General features: G+C 66.8%; 6 protein-coding genes. 2 read left to right on the top strand and 4 right to left on the bottom strand.

The features are described from left to right. Positions 1 to 72: 72 nt before the first annotated feature. Genes ABIC78_RS15890 through ABIC78_RS15880 form a run of 3 tightly spaced genes read right to left on the bottom strand, consistent with a single transcriptional unit; the run spans position 73 to position 7702 of the window. Positions 73 to 2670, bottom strand: coding sequence for a glycoside hydrolase family 3 C-terminal domain-containing protein (locus ABIC78_RS15890; RefSeq protein WP_354490731.1), 2598 nt, complete (start codon positions 2668 to 2670; stop codon positions 73 to 75). Beyond that, on the bottom strand, positions 2670 to 5279 hold the full coding sequence (locus tag ABIC78_RS15885) for a beta-mannosidase (protein WP_354490729.1): 2610 nt from the start codon (positions 5277 to 5279) through the stop codon (positions 2670 to 2672). Before ABIC78_RS15885 ends, ABIC78_RS15890 begins: the two co-directional genes overlap by 1 nt. Further along, complete coding sequence (locus tag ABIC78_RS15880; RefSeq protein ID WP_354490727.1) at positions 5276 to 7702, bottom strand: beta-N-acetylhexosaminidase; 2427 nt, start codon at positions 7700 to 7702, stop codon at positions 5276 to 5278. The genes ABIC78_RS15885 and ABIC78_RS15880 overlap by 4 nt, the downstream gene beginning before the upstream one ends. Positions 7703 to 7921: 219 nt before the next feature. On the opposite strand from ABIC78_RS15880, the gene galA reads away from it, so the two are divergent. Continuing rightward, complete coding sequence (galA, locus tag ABIC78_RS15875; RefSeq protein WP_354490725.1) at positions 7922 to 10915, top strand: beta-galactosidase GalA; 2994 nt, start codon at positions 7922 to 7924, stop codon at positions 10913 to 10915. A gap of 27 nt (positions 10916 to 10942) precedes the next feature. Here the strand turns inward: galA and ABIC78_RS15870 are convergent, their stop codons facing one another. Continuing rightward, positions 10943 to 11674: a copper homeostasis protein CutC gene (locus tag ABIC78_RS15870; protein WP_062787233.1), complete on the bottom strand. Its 732-nt coding sequence runs from the start codon at positions 11672 to 11674 to the stop codon at positions 10943 to 10945. Positions 11675 to 12079: 405 nt separating this feature from the next. On the opposite strand from ABIC78_RS15870, the gene ABIC78_RS15865 reads away from it, so the two are divergent. Further along, the gene (locus tag ABIC78_RS15865) at positions 12080 to 14818 is read left to right on the top strand and encodes a TonB-dependent receptor (RefSeq protein WP_354490723.1); all 2739 of its coding nucleotides are present in this window, start codon (positions 12080 to 12082) and stop codon (positions 14816 to 14818) included. The last annotated feature ends 91 nt before the right edge of the window (positions 14819 to 14909 follow it).

Below are 14909 nucleotides of genomic sequence, written 5' to 3'. Positions count from 1 at the left end.
TGGCCAGCGCCGCCGCACCCTTGACCAGCGAGCGGCGATCCAGCGCTGCGGCATGGGGGTTGGTGGCTTTGGTCACTTCGGCATCTCCTGCGCTTGGCCGGCCAGGGTGAATTCCACCCAGGTGCCCGGCCCGTCTCCCGGCTGGCCATCGCCGATCCACGCCTTGTACGCGCCGGGAAGAACCCGGCGGGTGCCCCGGCGATCAACCACCGACAGGCTGCGCGGATCGAGCGTCAGCGTCACCGTCTGCATCTTGCCCGGTGCCAGGTTAACACGGGCGAAACCGGCCAGCTGATGTTGCAGCACGGGCTCGGTCAGCACGGCCTCGTGCGCAGGGATCGGCGGCACGACATAGGCCTGCACCACGTCTTCGCCCGCGCGGTTGCCCTGGTTGGCAAGGCGCACCGAGAGGGTGACCGGGCTCTTCGTATCGGCCGCCTTCACGGCCGGGTTGGCATAGGCAAAGCGGGTATAGGACAGGCCATGGCCAAAGCCCCACAGCGGCGTGCCGGAGAAAAAGCGATAGGTCCGCTCTTTCATGCCATAGTCGACGAAGGCGGGCAGATCGGTGGTGTGGCGATAGAACGTGACCGGCAGCCGCCCCGAAGGATTGCTGGCGCCCGACAGGATATCGGCGAGCGCCGTGCCGCCGGCTTGCCCCGGATACCACGCCACCAGCACGGCATCGGCCAGGGTTTCATCCATGGCGATGGCGCTGCCGGTGGCCAATACGGCGACCACCGGCTTGCCCGTGGCGCGCAAGTTTGCCAGCAACCTCGCCTGCGGCTCGGGCAGTTCGATCTCTGACCGGTCACCGCCGACAAAGCCGGGCACCTGCACCTGCAGCGCCTCTCCCTCAAGATCGGGGGACAGGCCCAGCACCGCCACGATCACGTCAGCATCCTTGGCCACGGCCACGGCCTTGGCCTCTTCCGCGCCGGCAGGCGGCACCCACATCAGGCGCAGGCCTTCATCGTCGCCATAGTGTTCCAGCTCCAGCCGGATCGGCTGCGGCGTGCCATCGCTGGTCAGCGCAAATTCCACGCGCGCCTTGCCCAGCGGGCCGGCGTGCAGTTGCTTGCCGCCCACCCACAGCGCCACGTCATCGTGGCGGTGGCAATCCTTCCAGCATTGCGGCGCATCGATCGCCAGGCGCCAGGCACCCGGCCCCGGCGGCACCAGCATGCCTTGCCAGCGCGCGCTGAACCGCGCCGGATCGAGGCCGGCCGGCGCGGCGCGGGTGAGGTTGAAATCGATGCGGCGATCCTGGCGGGCCAGCACCAGCTTGCCCATCGCATCGCGGTATTCGGCCGCCAGCCCCGGCTTGCCATCGGCAGCAAGCGCGGTTTCGGGCAGGACCACCGGCGCGCCTTCGGCCAGGACCGAGCCTTGCGCATAGACCACGTGATCGGCGCCAAAGCGCGCGCGCAGCCCTTCGAGCGGGGTCACGGGCGCGGCGGCGGTGCCGTGGTAATTGGCCTCGAGCAAGCCCAGGTCATCGGCATTGGCGCCGATCACCGCCAGCTTCACCCCCGGTTTCAGCGGCAGGACGCCGCCGTTGTTCTGCACCAGGACCATGGCCTTGCGCGCCGCTTCCAGGGCCAGGGCGCGGTGATCGGCCGTATCGACCTGATCGGGCTTGATCGCGCGCCAGGGATCGGGCTGGTTGAAAGCAATGCCCAGCCGTGCGCGCGCGCTGAGCGAACGCACCAGCGCGCGGTCGACCTCGGCCTCGCTCACCAGGCCGCGCCGCACTGCGTCGGGCAAGGCGGAATAGGCCGTGCCGCAGTTGAAATCGGTGCCGCCCCGGATCGCTGCTGCCGATGCCTCTGCCGCGTCATAGGCATGGTGGTGGAACTGCCAGATATTGCCGATGGCATCGCAATCCGACACGATGAAACCGGTAAAGCCCCAGTCCTTGCGCACGCGCTGATTGAGCAGCGCATCGTTGGCGCAGGCCGGCATGCCGGCAAGGGAATTGTAGGCACACATCAGCGACAACGCATGACCCTGGGTTACGGCCATGCGGAATTGCGGCAGATAGGTCCATTCCAGGTCTTGAGGGGAAGGATCGACATCGAAACTGTCGCGCCCGGCTTCAGGCCCGGAATGGACTGCCAGGTGCTTGGCCGTGGCAATCACGCGCGGATGCGCGAGGTCTGGCCCTTGCAAACCGTGGATGAAGCCCACCGCCAGGCTGCCGGTCAGCAGCGGGTCTTCGCCATAGGTCTCCTGGCCCCGGCCCCAGCGCGGATCGCGGAAGATGTTGATATTGGGCGACCAGATGGTGAGGCCCTGGTAGATGCGGCGATCGGCGCTGGCCGGCTGCGCATTGAACCGCGCCCGCGCCTCGGTCGAAACCACCGTGCCCACCCGCTCCATCAGCGCCGGGTCCCAGGTGGCGGCGAGGCCAATCGCCTGGGGAAACACCGTGGCCACGCCATTGCGCGCCAGGCCATGCAGCCCTTCGTTCCACCAGTCATAAGCCGGCAGGCCCAGGCCCGGATCGGCTGGCGCCGTGCTTTGCAACTGCGCCGCCTTGCGTTCCAGGCTCACGCCCTTGAGCGCGGCGGCCACTTGCTGCTCAACCGGATCGGCATGGGCCAGCGGCGCGGCGAGAGCCAGCGCCATGACCGACGCCAGGGCAGAGGAAACGGGCAACGAACGCATCAGTGGCTCCCGGCCAGGGTACGCAGCACCAGCGCGCGGCGCAGGGCGGCCACCGGCGCAGGGCCGGCGATGGTAAGAGTGCGGCTTTCCCCGGGCAGCAGGTCAAAGCCATTGTCATCGGCCGCTGCATCCAGCGTGCCGAAATCGAGCATGACGGCGCGCGCCAGGTTGCGCGCGGAAACCGTCACCTGGCGCCCGTGCCAGGCGACTGACAGGCCGGGATCGGGGTAGGCCATGGCCTTGGGCACGGCGCGCTCCACGATCTGGCGCGCGACCGGCTGGCCTGCGACCAGCAGTTCGGCCACGGCATAAGCCGCGCCGGGCGCCGCGCTGCCAAAGACCGTGGCATCGGGCACCTCTGCCGCTTGGGTCACGCCATTGGCGGCCAGTTGCACATCGCCTTGCGCGGTGCCCAACGTGGTGCCGTCCATGGCGCGGCCGGTCAGGCGCCAATGCGCCGCGAGCGGTGTTTGCGCGTCAGAGACCAGTGCCACGCGCGTCGCCGCGCCCTTGTGCTCGGCCACCACGGTCTGCGGCGCAAAGAACCGCCGCGCGGCATAGTGCAGCAGCTTCCACCGCCCGGCATAATCGATGCTCGACCACGAAATCGCCGGCCAGACATCGTTCAACTGCCAATAGAGCGACCCCATGGTGACCGGGGCGCAGGCGCGATGGTGGCGCGCGGCCATATCGATCGCCTGCATCTGGTTGACCTGGGTGAGATAATCGAAATCCGCCAGTCGCGCCGGGCCGCTGCCCTGTGGCGCGCGCAGCCGCGCATCGAGATAGAATTGCAGGCGGCTGTTGCCTTCGCCCGCCAGGAACTTCTGGTGCGCCTTCATCACCGCGCTTTGCGGGTCTGACACGTTCGACCCGGCAAAACCGGCGATCGTGGCCATGACCGGCATCGCCTGGAAGCCGTATTCCGACATGAAGCGCGGGCAGCTGTCGAGGTAGTTCTCCACCGGCTTGGAGCCGGACCAGACATCCCAGAAATGGCGATCACCGGCGGCATCGGTATCGACCGGGCCTTCATAATCGGTCGAGGGCGAACCCGGCCAATAGGGCGTTTGCGGGCTGTGCGCGGCCACGGCATCGCGCAGCACGCGGTCGAACAGCACGGTCATCGCCGTGGCAATGCGCTCCTGCTCGTCGGGGCCGACCGCCTTCTTGAACTCCTTGCGGTCAGACCAGTTGGCCCAGCCCGACAGCACTTCGTTGCCGCCGGTCCACACCACGATGGAAGGATGGCTGCCCAGCCGGGCCAGTTGATCGTCCGCCTCGGCAGCAACGCTGGCGCGATAGGCCGGATCGGGTGGCGGCACGGCGCCGCCGAACATGAAATCCTGCCAGATCATCAGGCCCATGCGATCGGCCGCGGCATAGAACGCATCGTCGAGATAGGTGCCGCCGCCCCACACCCGGATCATGTTCATGTTGGCCGCCTTGGCATCGGCCAGCATGTGTTCCATCGTCGCGGCGGTCACGCGCGAGGGGAAGCTGTCGAACGGGATCAGGTTGGCGCCCTTGGCAAAGACCGGCACGCCGTTGATCTTGAAGCCGAACGCGCCATTGCCACGGATCAGTTCAACCGTGCGCAGGCCCACCGTGCGCTGCGCGGCCTGACCCTGCCCCGCCCCATCGATGATGTGCGCCGATACCTGGTAGAGCGGCTGTGCGCCCATGCCAACGGGCCACCAGCGCTGCGGCGCGGCGATGGTCAGTGGAACGGTGATCGTGTTGCTGCCGGCATCGACCGACACGCTGCGCGTGACCGGCGGCAGCGCCGTGCCATCGGGCGCGGTCACCGCCAGCTCGACGGTAAGCGGCGCGGTGGCATCGGCCTCTACCGCCAGGCGCGCGGTCAGCCGCGCCTGTGCGCTGCCCATGGCATCCTGCTGCACGTCCATCGCGCCGATCCGCGCGCCGTCCCAGCCTTCCAGCCGCACGCCGTGCCACAGCCCGATGTTGACGATGCGCGGGCCCCAGTCCCAGCCATACTGGTACTTGGGCTTGCGGATATAGGCAGAGGTCTGCACGCCCTTGGGCTCGTCGCCAAAGGCAGAATCGTACTCGGCCGGCAGCGGATGCGCCTGCTTGAGTACCATCGGCTGCAATGCGCGAATGGGCGAGGCAAAGCGCACCAGGATTTCATTGGCGCCGGCATGGAGCAGCGCGCGCACTGGCACGCGCCAAGTGCGATGGGCATTGTCGGCCGTGAGCACGTCATGCCCGTTGACGCTGACCGTGGCGAAGGTGTCGATCCCGTCGAACACCAGATCGAGATGGCCGTGCGCCAGCATCGCTGGCGTTACATTCAGCGTGCGGCGCATGTCCCAACCGGCCAGGCCTGCCCACTGGATCGCGCCTTCGTTGGTGCCGATGAAGGGATCGGGCACGCGGTGCTGTTCAACCAGGGCCTGTTGCACGGTGCCGGGCACGGGCACGCCAAACCAGCGCGCCTCGCGGGGATGGGCTTTTGCCGCACCGTCGTCAGGGGCGATGCGCGCCTGCCAGCCAGCGTCGAGCGACTGGCTTTCCGGCGCGGCCAGCGCGGCCTGCGCCACCCCGGCCAGCGCCAGGGCAGCCAGCGTGACCAGCCGCCTCACTTGGCGGCCCCGCGCGGGGTTTCATGCCACTGCACCTGCTCCACCGTGTAGAACGGCCCGGCCGGCGAAGCGGTGAACTGGAAGCAGACGTCGCTTTCATCCGCCAGGCCCAGCTGCGGCAGATTGGCGTCGAGCGCAAACTGCTGCGGCGCCTTGGCCGGATCGGGCAGCGGCCAGGTGGCCAGCACCCGCGCGCCGGGCATGGGATCGTGTTCCTTCTGCTGATCGTTTGCCGCCTTTTCCGCGGCGCGGCAGCCGGCCGACACCACCAGTTCGCCAAACGGACTGGTGGCATAGCGCGCGATCACCGCGTGCTGATCGTGCGCCAGGCCATAGTTGCGCGGCAGGCGCGCCACCTTGACGGTGATCGCCTTGGCATGGACCAGCGGCGCATGGTCATCGGCCACGCAGGCGTCAAAAATGTTGACGTTGAACGCCGGCGCATTGCCCGTGGCATCGGCATTCAGCGGGACGCGCAGGCCCAGCGCGCCGCGCGGGCAGGCCGACAGCGCACCGTTGGCCGTGGTCAGCAGCGTATCGCGCGTGACATCGAACCCGCGCGGGGCAGACAGCGCGGCGCCATCGGCGGCAAAATCGGCCGCCATGATCACCGTGCCCGGCGCCACGGCCAGCGGCGCGGCATAGGCGCGCGCGCGGGCCGTGGGCGCCTTGCCATCCAGCGTGTAACGGATCGTGCCATAGGGCGCCTGGGTGGCCAGCGCCACGGTCAGGCGCTTGGCATCGAGCGCGGCACTGCGCGTGCCGGCGATCTTGAAATCCACCGCCAGGGCGCTGTCGGCCACTTCCAGCCCGGCCTGGCGCCAGCGGCGCATCTGCGGATCGAGCCGGGCGAGGAAGCCGGGATAATCCTTGGCCTGGGCCGGATTGCTCCACACGCTTTCCGCCAGCGCGCCGATGCGAGGGAAGATCTTGTGCTGCATCTGCCAGGGCGTGACGATGTATTCCGACCAGGCATTGGCCTGCGCGCCCAGCACATGGGCCGCCTTTTGCGCATCAATCCCCTTGGGCATGGGATCATAGCGATAGACCGCCTCCAGCGTCTGGATCGCGATGCGGCCCGGAGGCGCGTCACCGCGATCGGACTGGAGATTGTCGAGATAGAGATTGGGCGCCGGGCTGAGCACGACATCGTGCCCGGCATTGGCCGCATCGACCGCGCCGGCCTCGCCCCGCCAGCTCATCACCGAGGCCGAAGGCGGCAGGCCGCCTTCGAGGATCTCGTCCCAGCCGATCAGGCGGCGGCCATGCTGCGCGAGATAGCTGCCGAGCTGATCGATCATCCAGCTTTGCAGACCATTCTCGGTCTTGATGCCCAAGTCACGCATCTGCGCCTGCACCTGCGGCGCGCGCTCCCACTGGTCCTTCACCGCCTCGTCACCACCGAGGTGGATGAACGTGGACGGAAACACCGCCATCAGTTCATCGAGCACGTCCTTGACGAAGGCCATGCCCTGCGGGCCGGGGTTGAACAGATAGGGATTGACGCCCCAGTCTCCCGAGACCGGCGGCGTGCCACCCAGAACGCCAAGTTCGGGATAGGCCGCGACCAACGCCTGGGCATGGCCGGGCAAGTCGATTTCGGGCACCACGGTGATGCCGCGCGCGGCGGCATAGGCCACCAGATCGCGCAGTTCCGCCTGGGTATAGAACCCGCCACTGCGCGCACCCTTGTCGGCATCGGGCCCCTGCCCGGTATCAGGCTGGGTGCGCCAGGCGCCCACTTGCGTCAGGCGCGGATACTTCTTCACTTCAAAGCGCCAGCCCTGGTCGTCGGTCAAATGCAGGTGCAGCACGTTGAGCTTGACCGCCACCATGCCGTCGATCACCGCGCGGATGGATGCGATCGGCTGGAAATGGCGCGCCGTGTCGATCATCAGCCCGCGCCAGGCAAAGCGCGGTGCATCGGTCACGGCCAGAGCCGGCACGCGCACCGCAGCGCCGCCCTTGCCCGGCACGCCGGCGAGTTGTTCCAGGCTCATCGCGCCATAGAGCAGGCCATGATCGCCCGAGGCGGTAATCACCGCTCCGCTGGCCGAGACGGCCAGGGCATAGGCCTCGTCACCCGCCTTGCCGCCACGCACGAAGCGCACTGTGCCCTTGTCCCCTTCGACCACGCGCAGCGACAGGCCATGCTGCGCAGAAAGACGCGCGGCGAGCAGAGTGGCGGCCGCCTTGGCCGCAGTATCGCCCGGCGGCACGGCCAGCGTGGCGCCATTGGCGAGTACGAGCGCGCCCTTGCCCGGCACCACCTGGGCGGGCCAAGGCACCAGCGGCAGGGCGGCGGGACCGTGGCTGGGCGCGGCGAGGGCAACGGGCGAAACTGCCAGCGCCAGGCCCAGAGCCAGCGCCGTCATTCCAGCGCGGGCGCGCGATCCCCGCCCGTTCGATCCTGCCACCATCATGCCTGATTCCCTCGCGCCTGCTTGTCTCTACCCTTGGGCAGAGAGGTAACCAAAATATATCCAATGCGACAACAGGTATTGTGCCCGCCGCAACAAAAAATCGTCAGGCGCCAAGCCGGAGCTTATACGACTACGCTCCAACCGGCGCGCAAGCGTTGCCCGAACGACATTACCAATGTAAATCCTTTCGGACGTTACGCCGCAAGCCAGGATACCGCCATGCCGCCAGCCGACAATGCCTTGCCGCGCGCCGCCACGCTGGCATCGCGCCGCGCCCTGCTGAAAGGCGCAGCGGGCTGGGCCATGGCCATGGCCATGCGGCTGGGCTGGGGCGGCAGCGCGATGGCCCTGCCCAGCGCAAACAGCGGCGCGGCACTGCTGATCGCCCCGACGGACATGATGCCTGGCGGCTTGCGCATGCCAGCCCCCCTGCCCGGCGCCGCGCCGCGCCTTCCGGCAACAGAGCCGGGGCGCCAGTCACTCGACCAGGGATGGCTGTTTCACGAGGGCGACATCCCCTTTCCCGTGCCCGCCGATCACAATGCCACTTATCTGTCGGTCAAGGCGGGCAATGCCGGCGGGCCGGCAGCGCTCGATTTCGATGCGTCAGACTGGCAGGCGGTTACGCTGCCGCACGATTGGGCCAGCGCGCAGGGCTTCGATCCCGCTGCCAATGTCTCGCAAGGCTATCGCCCGCGCGGGATCGGCTGGTATCGCCGCCTGATCCGGCTCGACCCGGCGCTGGAAGGGCAGAAGATCGAGCTGCGCTTTGACGGCATTGCCAGCCACGCCACGGTGTGGGTCAACGGCAGCGAGGTGGCGCACTCCTGGTCGGGCTATACCGGGGTGACGATCGATCTGACCCCGTTTGCCCGCTATGGCGACGACCTCAACTGGATCGCCGTGCGCGCCGATGCCACCGTGCGCGAGGGCTGGTGGTATGAAGGCGCGGGGATCTATCGCCATGCCTGGCTGGTAACCCGCCCGCCGCTGCACATTGCCGAACAGGGCGTGCATGGCCATCCGGTGCGCCAGGCCGATGGCACTTGGACGGTGCCGGTCAGCGTGACGCTGGGCAATATCGCCGACGCACCGGCCAGTGCCGTGGTGCGCGTCAGTGTGCGCGATGGCGATGGACGCCTGCTGTGCCAGGGCAGTGCCACGGCGCAAGTGGCTGGACTGGACCAGGGCAAGGCGCAGATCACGCTGCGGCCTGATGGCGCGGTGGCGCTCTGGTCGCCCGATGATCCGGTGCTGCACGACCTGGTGGTGGAAGTGGAACGCGATGGCGTGGTGATCGACCGCCGCCGCGTGGCGATCGGTTTTCGTGCGGTGGTGTTCGATCCGGCGCGCGGCCTGCTGCTCAATGGCGTGACCACCAAGATCAAGGGCGTCTGCCTGCACCAGGACCACGCCGGGGTGGGCGTGGCCGTGCCCGATGCCTTGGTGCTGTGGCGGTTGCAGCGCCTCAAGCAGCTGGGCTGCAACGCCATTCGCATGACGCATGGCGCCTGCGCGCCCGATGTGATGGACTGGTGCGACCGGCTGGGTTTTCTGGTCATGGCCGAAAACCGCCTGTTCAACCCCGCGCCCGATTACCTGGCGCAGCTGGAATGGCTGGTGCGGCGCGACCGCAACCATCCATGCGTGTTCGCCTGGTCGGTGTTCAACGAAGAACCGATGCAGGGCACCCATGCCGGCAAGGAAATGGTGCGCCGCCTGCGCGCCGCCGTGCGCCGGCTCGACCCGGACCGCCCGGTGACCGCGGCGATGAGTGGCGGCTTCTTCAATCCCGAAAACGTCGGCCAGGCGGTCGACCTCATGGGCTTCAACTATTACCAGGGCGATTACGATCGCTATCACGCGCTGCATCCCGACCAGCCGATGCTGAGCAGCGAGGACACCAGCGCCTATGGCACGCGCGGTGCCTTTGCCAGCGATCCGCAGGCCCACGTGATCACCGCGCTGGACAAGGAAGCCGCTGGCTGGGGCGCCACCCACCGCCAATCGTGGCAGGCAATCACGGCGCGGCCCTTCGTGGCCGGCGGCTTTGTCTGGACCGGGCTGGATTACCATGGCGAGCCCACGCCCTATGCCTGGCCCAGCGTGAGCAGCTTTTTCGGCATCATGGACCTGTGCGGCTTTCCCAAGACCGCGTTCGGCATCCGCCAGGCGCAATGGCTGGACAGCGCGCCGATGGTGTGGATCGATCCGCACTGGACCTGGCCCGGCCGCGAAGGCCAGCCGATCGAGATGCTGGCGATCACCAATGCGCCGGCGCTGGAAGTGCGGCTGAACGGGCGCACCGTCGCCCGCATTGCCCAGGCCGATCGCATCATGGGCCACACGCTGCACATCCCCTATGCCCCCGGCCGGCTGGAAGCCCTGGCGATCGACAGCGGCAAGGTAGTGGCGCGCATGGTGCACGAGACCGCTGGCCCGGCCAAGGCGCTGCGGCTGACCCCAACGCATACTGCGCTGGGCAGCGAGAGCGATGATGCCATGGCCATTACCATCGATGCCATCGATGCGCATGGCCGCCATGTGCCGGTGGCGCAGGACATGGTGCACCTGGCGGTGCAAGGTGGGGCGATCATCGGGCTGGGCAATGGCGATCCCAATAGCCACGAAAGCGAGAAAGGCGCCGTGCGCAGCCTGTTCAACGGTCTGGCCCAGGCGATCGTGCAGGGGGACGCGGGCCTTGCCCCACTCGTGCTGGAAGCGCGCGCGCCCGGCTTGGCCCCGGCCCGGCTGGTGGTAGGCCGCGAGGGCAGAAGCGCCGCACCAACGGTGGTGGCTGAAGCGCCACGGCAACGCCTGGATCGCTGGCTGCGCTCCCCCGCCCTGCCCGCGCGGCCCGACCCGCGCCTGGCCCCCGCGGCGGGCGACAACAATTCTTGGGACAGCGTGGGCAGCAGCGAAGCGGCCACCACGACGGCCGGCAGCAGCGAACAATGGCATCTCTATCGCGCCACGCTCACCCCGTGGCGAGCGTTGGCGGCGCGCGGCGGCAGCCTGCGTTTTGCCAGCCTGGCGGGCACGGCCGAAGTGTGGCTGGACGGCGCGCCGCTGGGCCGCAAGACCAGCCCGGCGCCCGCCCCCCTCACCCTGGCGCTGCCCGCTGGTGCCGGCCCGCGCGAACTGGTGGTGATCGTGGCGGCGCGGGACGGGAGCGTGTCAGGAATTGCCGGGCCGGTGGACCTGGAGCTTTAGAAAATTTAATTCCTTTTCAATACCATTTCAGCTTGTGGCGGCAACGAAGGCGGCCACGCGCGACACATCGGTCTGGCGCCCACGCCCGGCCTGGAAGCCAAGGTCGATCAACCGCGCATCGACGCAGGCCTTGGGCACCGGGCTGCGGCACGAGGCGTGGAATTCGTGCACGCCGGCGGCGCGCAAGGCGGCCACGGCGGCCGGTTCCAGGCCGCCGCCGGCCATGATCGTGATGCGCCCGCTGGCCGCTTTCACCAGCGCGGCAAAGCGCGCCACGCCATCACCCGCGCGCACCGCGCCGGCCGAAGTCAGGATGCGGTCAAAGCCCAGTTCCACCGCGACTTCCAGGCCGGCGAACGGATCGTCGAGCAGATCGAACACGCGGTGCAGCGTAAGCGACAGCGGCCGCCCGCGTGCCTCGCCCAGCGCGCGGGCATGGTCGACCCATTCGGCCAGCGCCCCGCGATCCAGCCCCTGCCGCCCGCCGCAACCGATCACCGCACCGGCAAGGCCAGCCTTGGCAAATTCGGCCAGATCGGCCTGCACCAGCGCACAATCACGGGCGTTGTAGGCAAAATCACCAGGGCGCGGGCGCGACAGGGCATGGACCGGCAAGGGCTGGCGCGCTGCAAGATCGAGCAGGGACGATGGCGGCGTCAGCCCACCCAGGTCCAGCGCCACGCACAGTTCCAGCCGATCCGCGCCACCGGCCAGCGCCGCAGCCATGCCGGCACCGTCTTCCACGCACACTTCAAGCATCGCGGCCGGCCTTCTTCATGGGCTGATCGGCATTCATTGGCCTGCTCCTTTTGCGGTCCACCGCACCAGCGAATCACCTTTGCGCGATGTGGCTTTGTTTTGGTCCCTACCAAACCCGTGTAAATTTTTTTGGGACTGCGGCCAATATGCCGCACCCCTCAACCCGCAAAAAGACCGGAAAACGGCGGATTTCGTATATTTTTTCACATTGTTTCATTCTGTTGGCGGATGTGTCAGGCCAAGTTTTGGTGGACAGCCGGTTTCATTTAAGTGACATATTGCGTGGCGGTTGGACTTAGATTGGTTACAGACCACATCCGGGAAACAGCCGCGAGGGGTAAGCAACACCGTTTCAGGGTTCAACACATTCGTGCCCGGGATACGGGCGGGATTGAGGGTTAAAACATGTCATTCTTTCGTGCAGCATTGCTGGCAAGCACCTTTGCCACGATCGTGTCGTCGCCAGCCATCGCGCAGGATGCCCAGGCCACAGCGCCCAACAGCGCCGCCGCCGATTCCGCCGATCAGGGCAGCGATCCGGGCCAGGCGATTGTCGTGTCCGGCATTCGCGCCTCGCTCAAGAACGCGATCGACGTGAAGCGCAGCGCGATTGCCGTGATGGACGTGATCACCGCCGAAGGCGTGGGCAAGTTCCCCGATCGCAACGTGGCCGAATCGCTCTCGCACATTCCGGGCGTGTCGGTGGACCACCAGTTCGGCATCGGCGAACGCGTGTCGATCCAGGGCACCGATCCGGCGCTCAACCGCATCCTGATCGACGGGCACTCGATCGCCTCGGCCGACTGGGGTGGCAACCCCGGCGACGTGACCGGCCGCACGTTCAACTATTCGCTGCTTGCGCCCGAAGTGATTTCGCGCGTGGAAGTCTACAAGTCGCCCGAACCGTGGATCGATGAAGGCGCGCTGGGCGGCACCGTGCTGGTGCGCACGCGCAAGCCGCTCGACATGAAGGCGAATTCGCTGAACGGTTCGATCGGCGTGAACTACAACGATCGCTCCAAGATCGCCAACCCGCGCGGCTCGCTGCTTTACAGCTGGAAGAACAAGGACGAAACCTTTGGCATCATGGTGGCCGGCACCTATGACAAGGATTCGCTGGCCCGCGCCGGGATCGAATACTTCGGCTACTCCACCGGCAAGGACTTCCTGCAAAAGGACGCCAACGGCGACCTGCTGACCGACGGCAACGGCAACTACGTGCCGAAGAACTCGGCGCTCGCCATCAACGGCGGCACGACGCAGGACCTGGCCAATGCCCGTTATCCGGCCGGCATCAACCACGCCTATTTCAAGCAGACGCGCCAGCGCATCGGCGGCCAGTTTGCCGTGCAATATGCACCCACCAGCGATTTCGAGCTGATCGCCACGGGCATGCACATCCAGGGCACCTACAACAACTTCTCGCAGTCAGAATTCATCTATCCGAACTACAACCCGGGCAACATTTCGGCAGTCACGCTGTCGAACGGCCTGATCAGCTCGGCAACGATGGCCAATGGCACCAGCACCCAGGCGGAGCTGGACATGAACTATCGCAAGACCAAGGTGACCAACGACAGCTATAACCTGGCGGGCACCTGGCATGTCAGCGACCGCTTCACCCTGTCGGGCAACGGCGGCTGGAGCAAGGCGACCGGCGGCACCAACCCCGAATACCTGATGTCGCTCTATTCGAACGGTGGCTACACCTTCGACTATACCGGCACGTCGACCAGCGTGAACTACAACACCGCGCCGACCGACGCGAGCCAGTGGGGTCGCTTCTCCACCTCGTCGCAGAAGCTGCCCGACGGCACCACCATCAACGGCTACCAGATCGGCGGCATCGCCCATTCGCGCCAGAAGGACGAAGAGTTCTACGCCCAGCTGGACGGCAAGTGGGAGGTGAGCGACGCGTTCTTCAAGGACGTGCGCATGGGCATCAAGGCCTCTACGCACCAGAACGCGCTGACCGTGACCGGCTCCAAGGTGTTCTACACCAACCCGATCTCGCTTACCGACTTCACCACCCACCTCACGCCTGGTGGCTTGTTCAACGGCCTCAACGACAATGGCAACGCCAACCAGTTCGCCACGCTGACCGAACAGGGCGTGGTCGATGCGCTCAACAACGGCCTCTATGTCGACACCGGGATCGACAAGGGCTCGACGTTCAGCGTGCGTGAAAAGGTTGCCAATGCCTATGTCCAGCTGGACTTCGGCAGCGGCCCGATCCACGGTTCGGGCGGGTATCGCATGGTCTATACCAGCGATCGGTCGAACTACTTCAACTCGACCGACAACGGCGCGAGCTATAGCCCGATCGTCAGCAACAAGGACTATCTCAAGTTCCTGCCCAGCCTGAACGTGTCGTGGGATATCAGCGATAATTTCAAGCTGCGCGGTGCCGTGGCCGAAGTGATCGCCCGTCCGCGCTATGCCCAGCTGGCTGGTGCGTTCAGCCGCAATGACACCAACTTCACCGCGGCTGGCGGCAACCCGGATCTCAATCCCTATCAGTCGACCAACTACGAACTGTCTGGCGAATGGTATTTCCGTCCCGGCTCGCTGCTGTCGGTGGAATACTTCCGCCGCCAGATCAGCTCGTACATCGTGACCAAGACCGTGTCGCAGATGCTTACCCCGCTCGGTGGCACCACGCCGGTGGAATACCAGGTCACGCTGCCGGTCAACGCCACCAACGCCACGGTCAACGGCGTGTCGGTCGGCTTCCAGACGCCGATCTGGGGCGGCTTTGGCATCCTGACCAACTATACCTATGCCGATGCCAAGAGCGGCGTGGATAGCGACGGCAACGTGGTCAACCTGCCCTACCTTTCGAAGCACACGGTCAACGTGATCCCGTACTTCGAAAAGGACGGTTTCCAGGCCCGCATCAGCTGGAACTGGCGCAGCGACTACTTCACCGGGATCGGCCGTCTGAACTCGGTGGACAAGACCGCTGGCTATCACCAGCTCGACGCCTCGATCGGGTACAAGATCACCGAAAACCTGACGGTTCAGGCCAATGCCCAGAACCTGCTGGACTCCACCTACTACTCCTACAGCGGCACCAAGAACGCGCCGACCGCCTTCTACAAGAACGGTCGCGTGTTTGCCGCTACGCTGCAGTTCGCCTATTGAGCGGACACGGCAAACCCTATCGGCGCATGGCATGTTTCCTCCCTTGCCATGCGCCAACCGCAATGCCTGCCGGATGCACCGCTCCGGCAGG

It is taken from the genome of Novosphingobium sp. 1529 (genome assembly GCF_040544855.1).
Taxonomy (GTDB): Bacteria; Pseudomonadota; Alphaproteobacteria; order Sphingomonadales; family Sphingomonadaceae; genus Novosphingobium; species Novosphingobium capsulatum.
The sequence above is the reverse complement of the archived record's forward strand: the minus strand, read 5'-3'. Positions and strand labels throughout refer to the sequence as shown.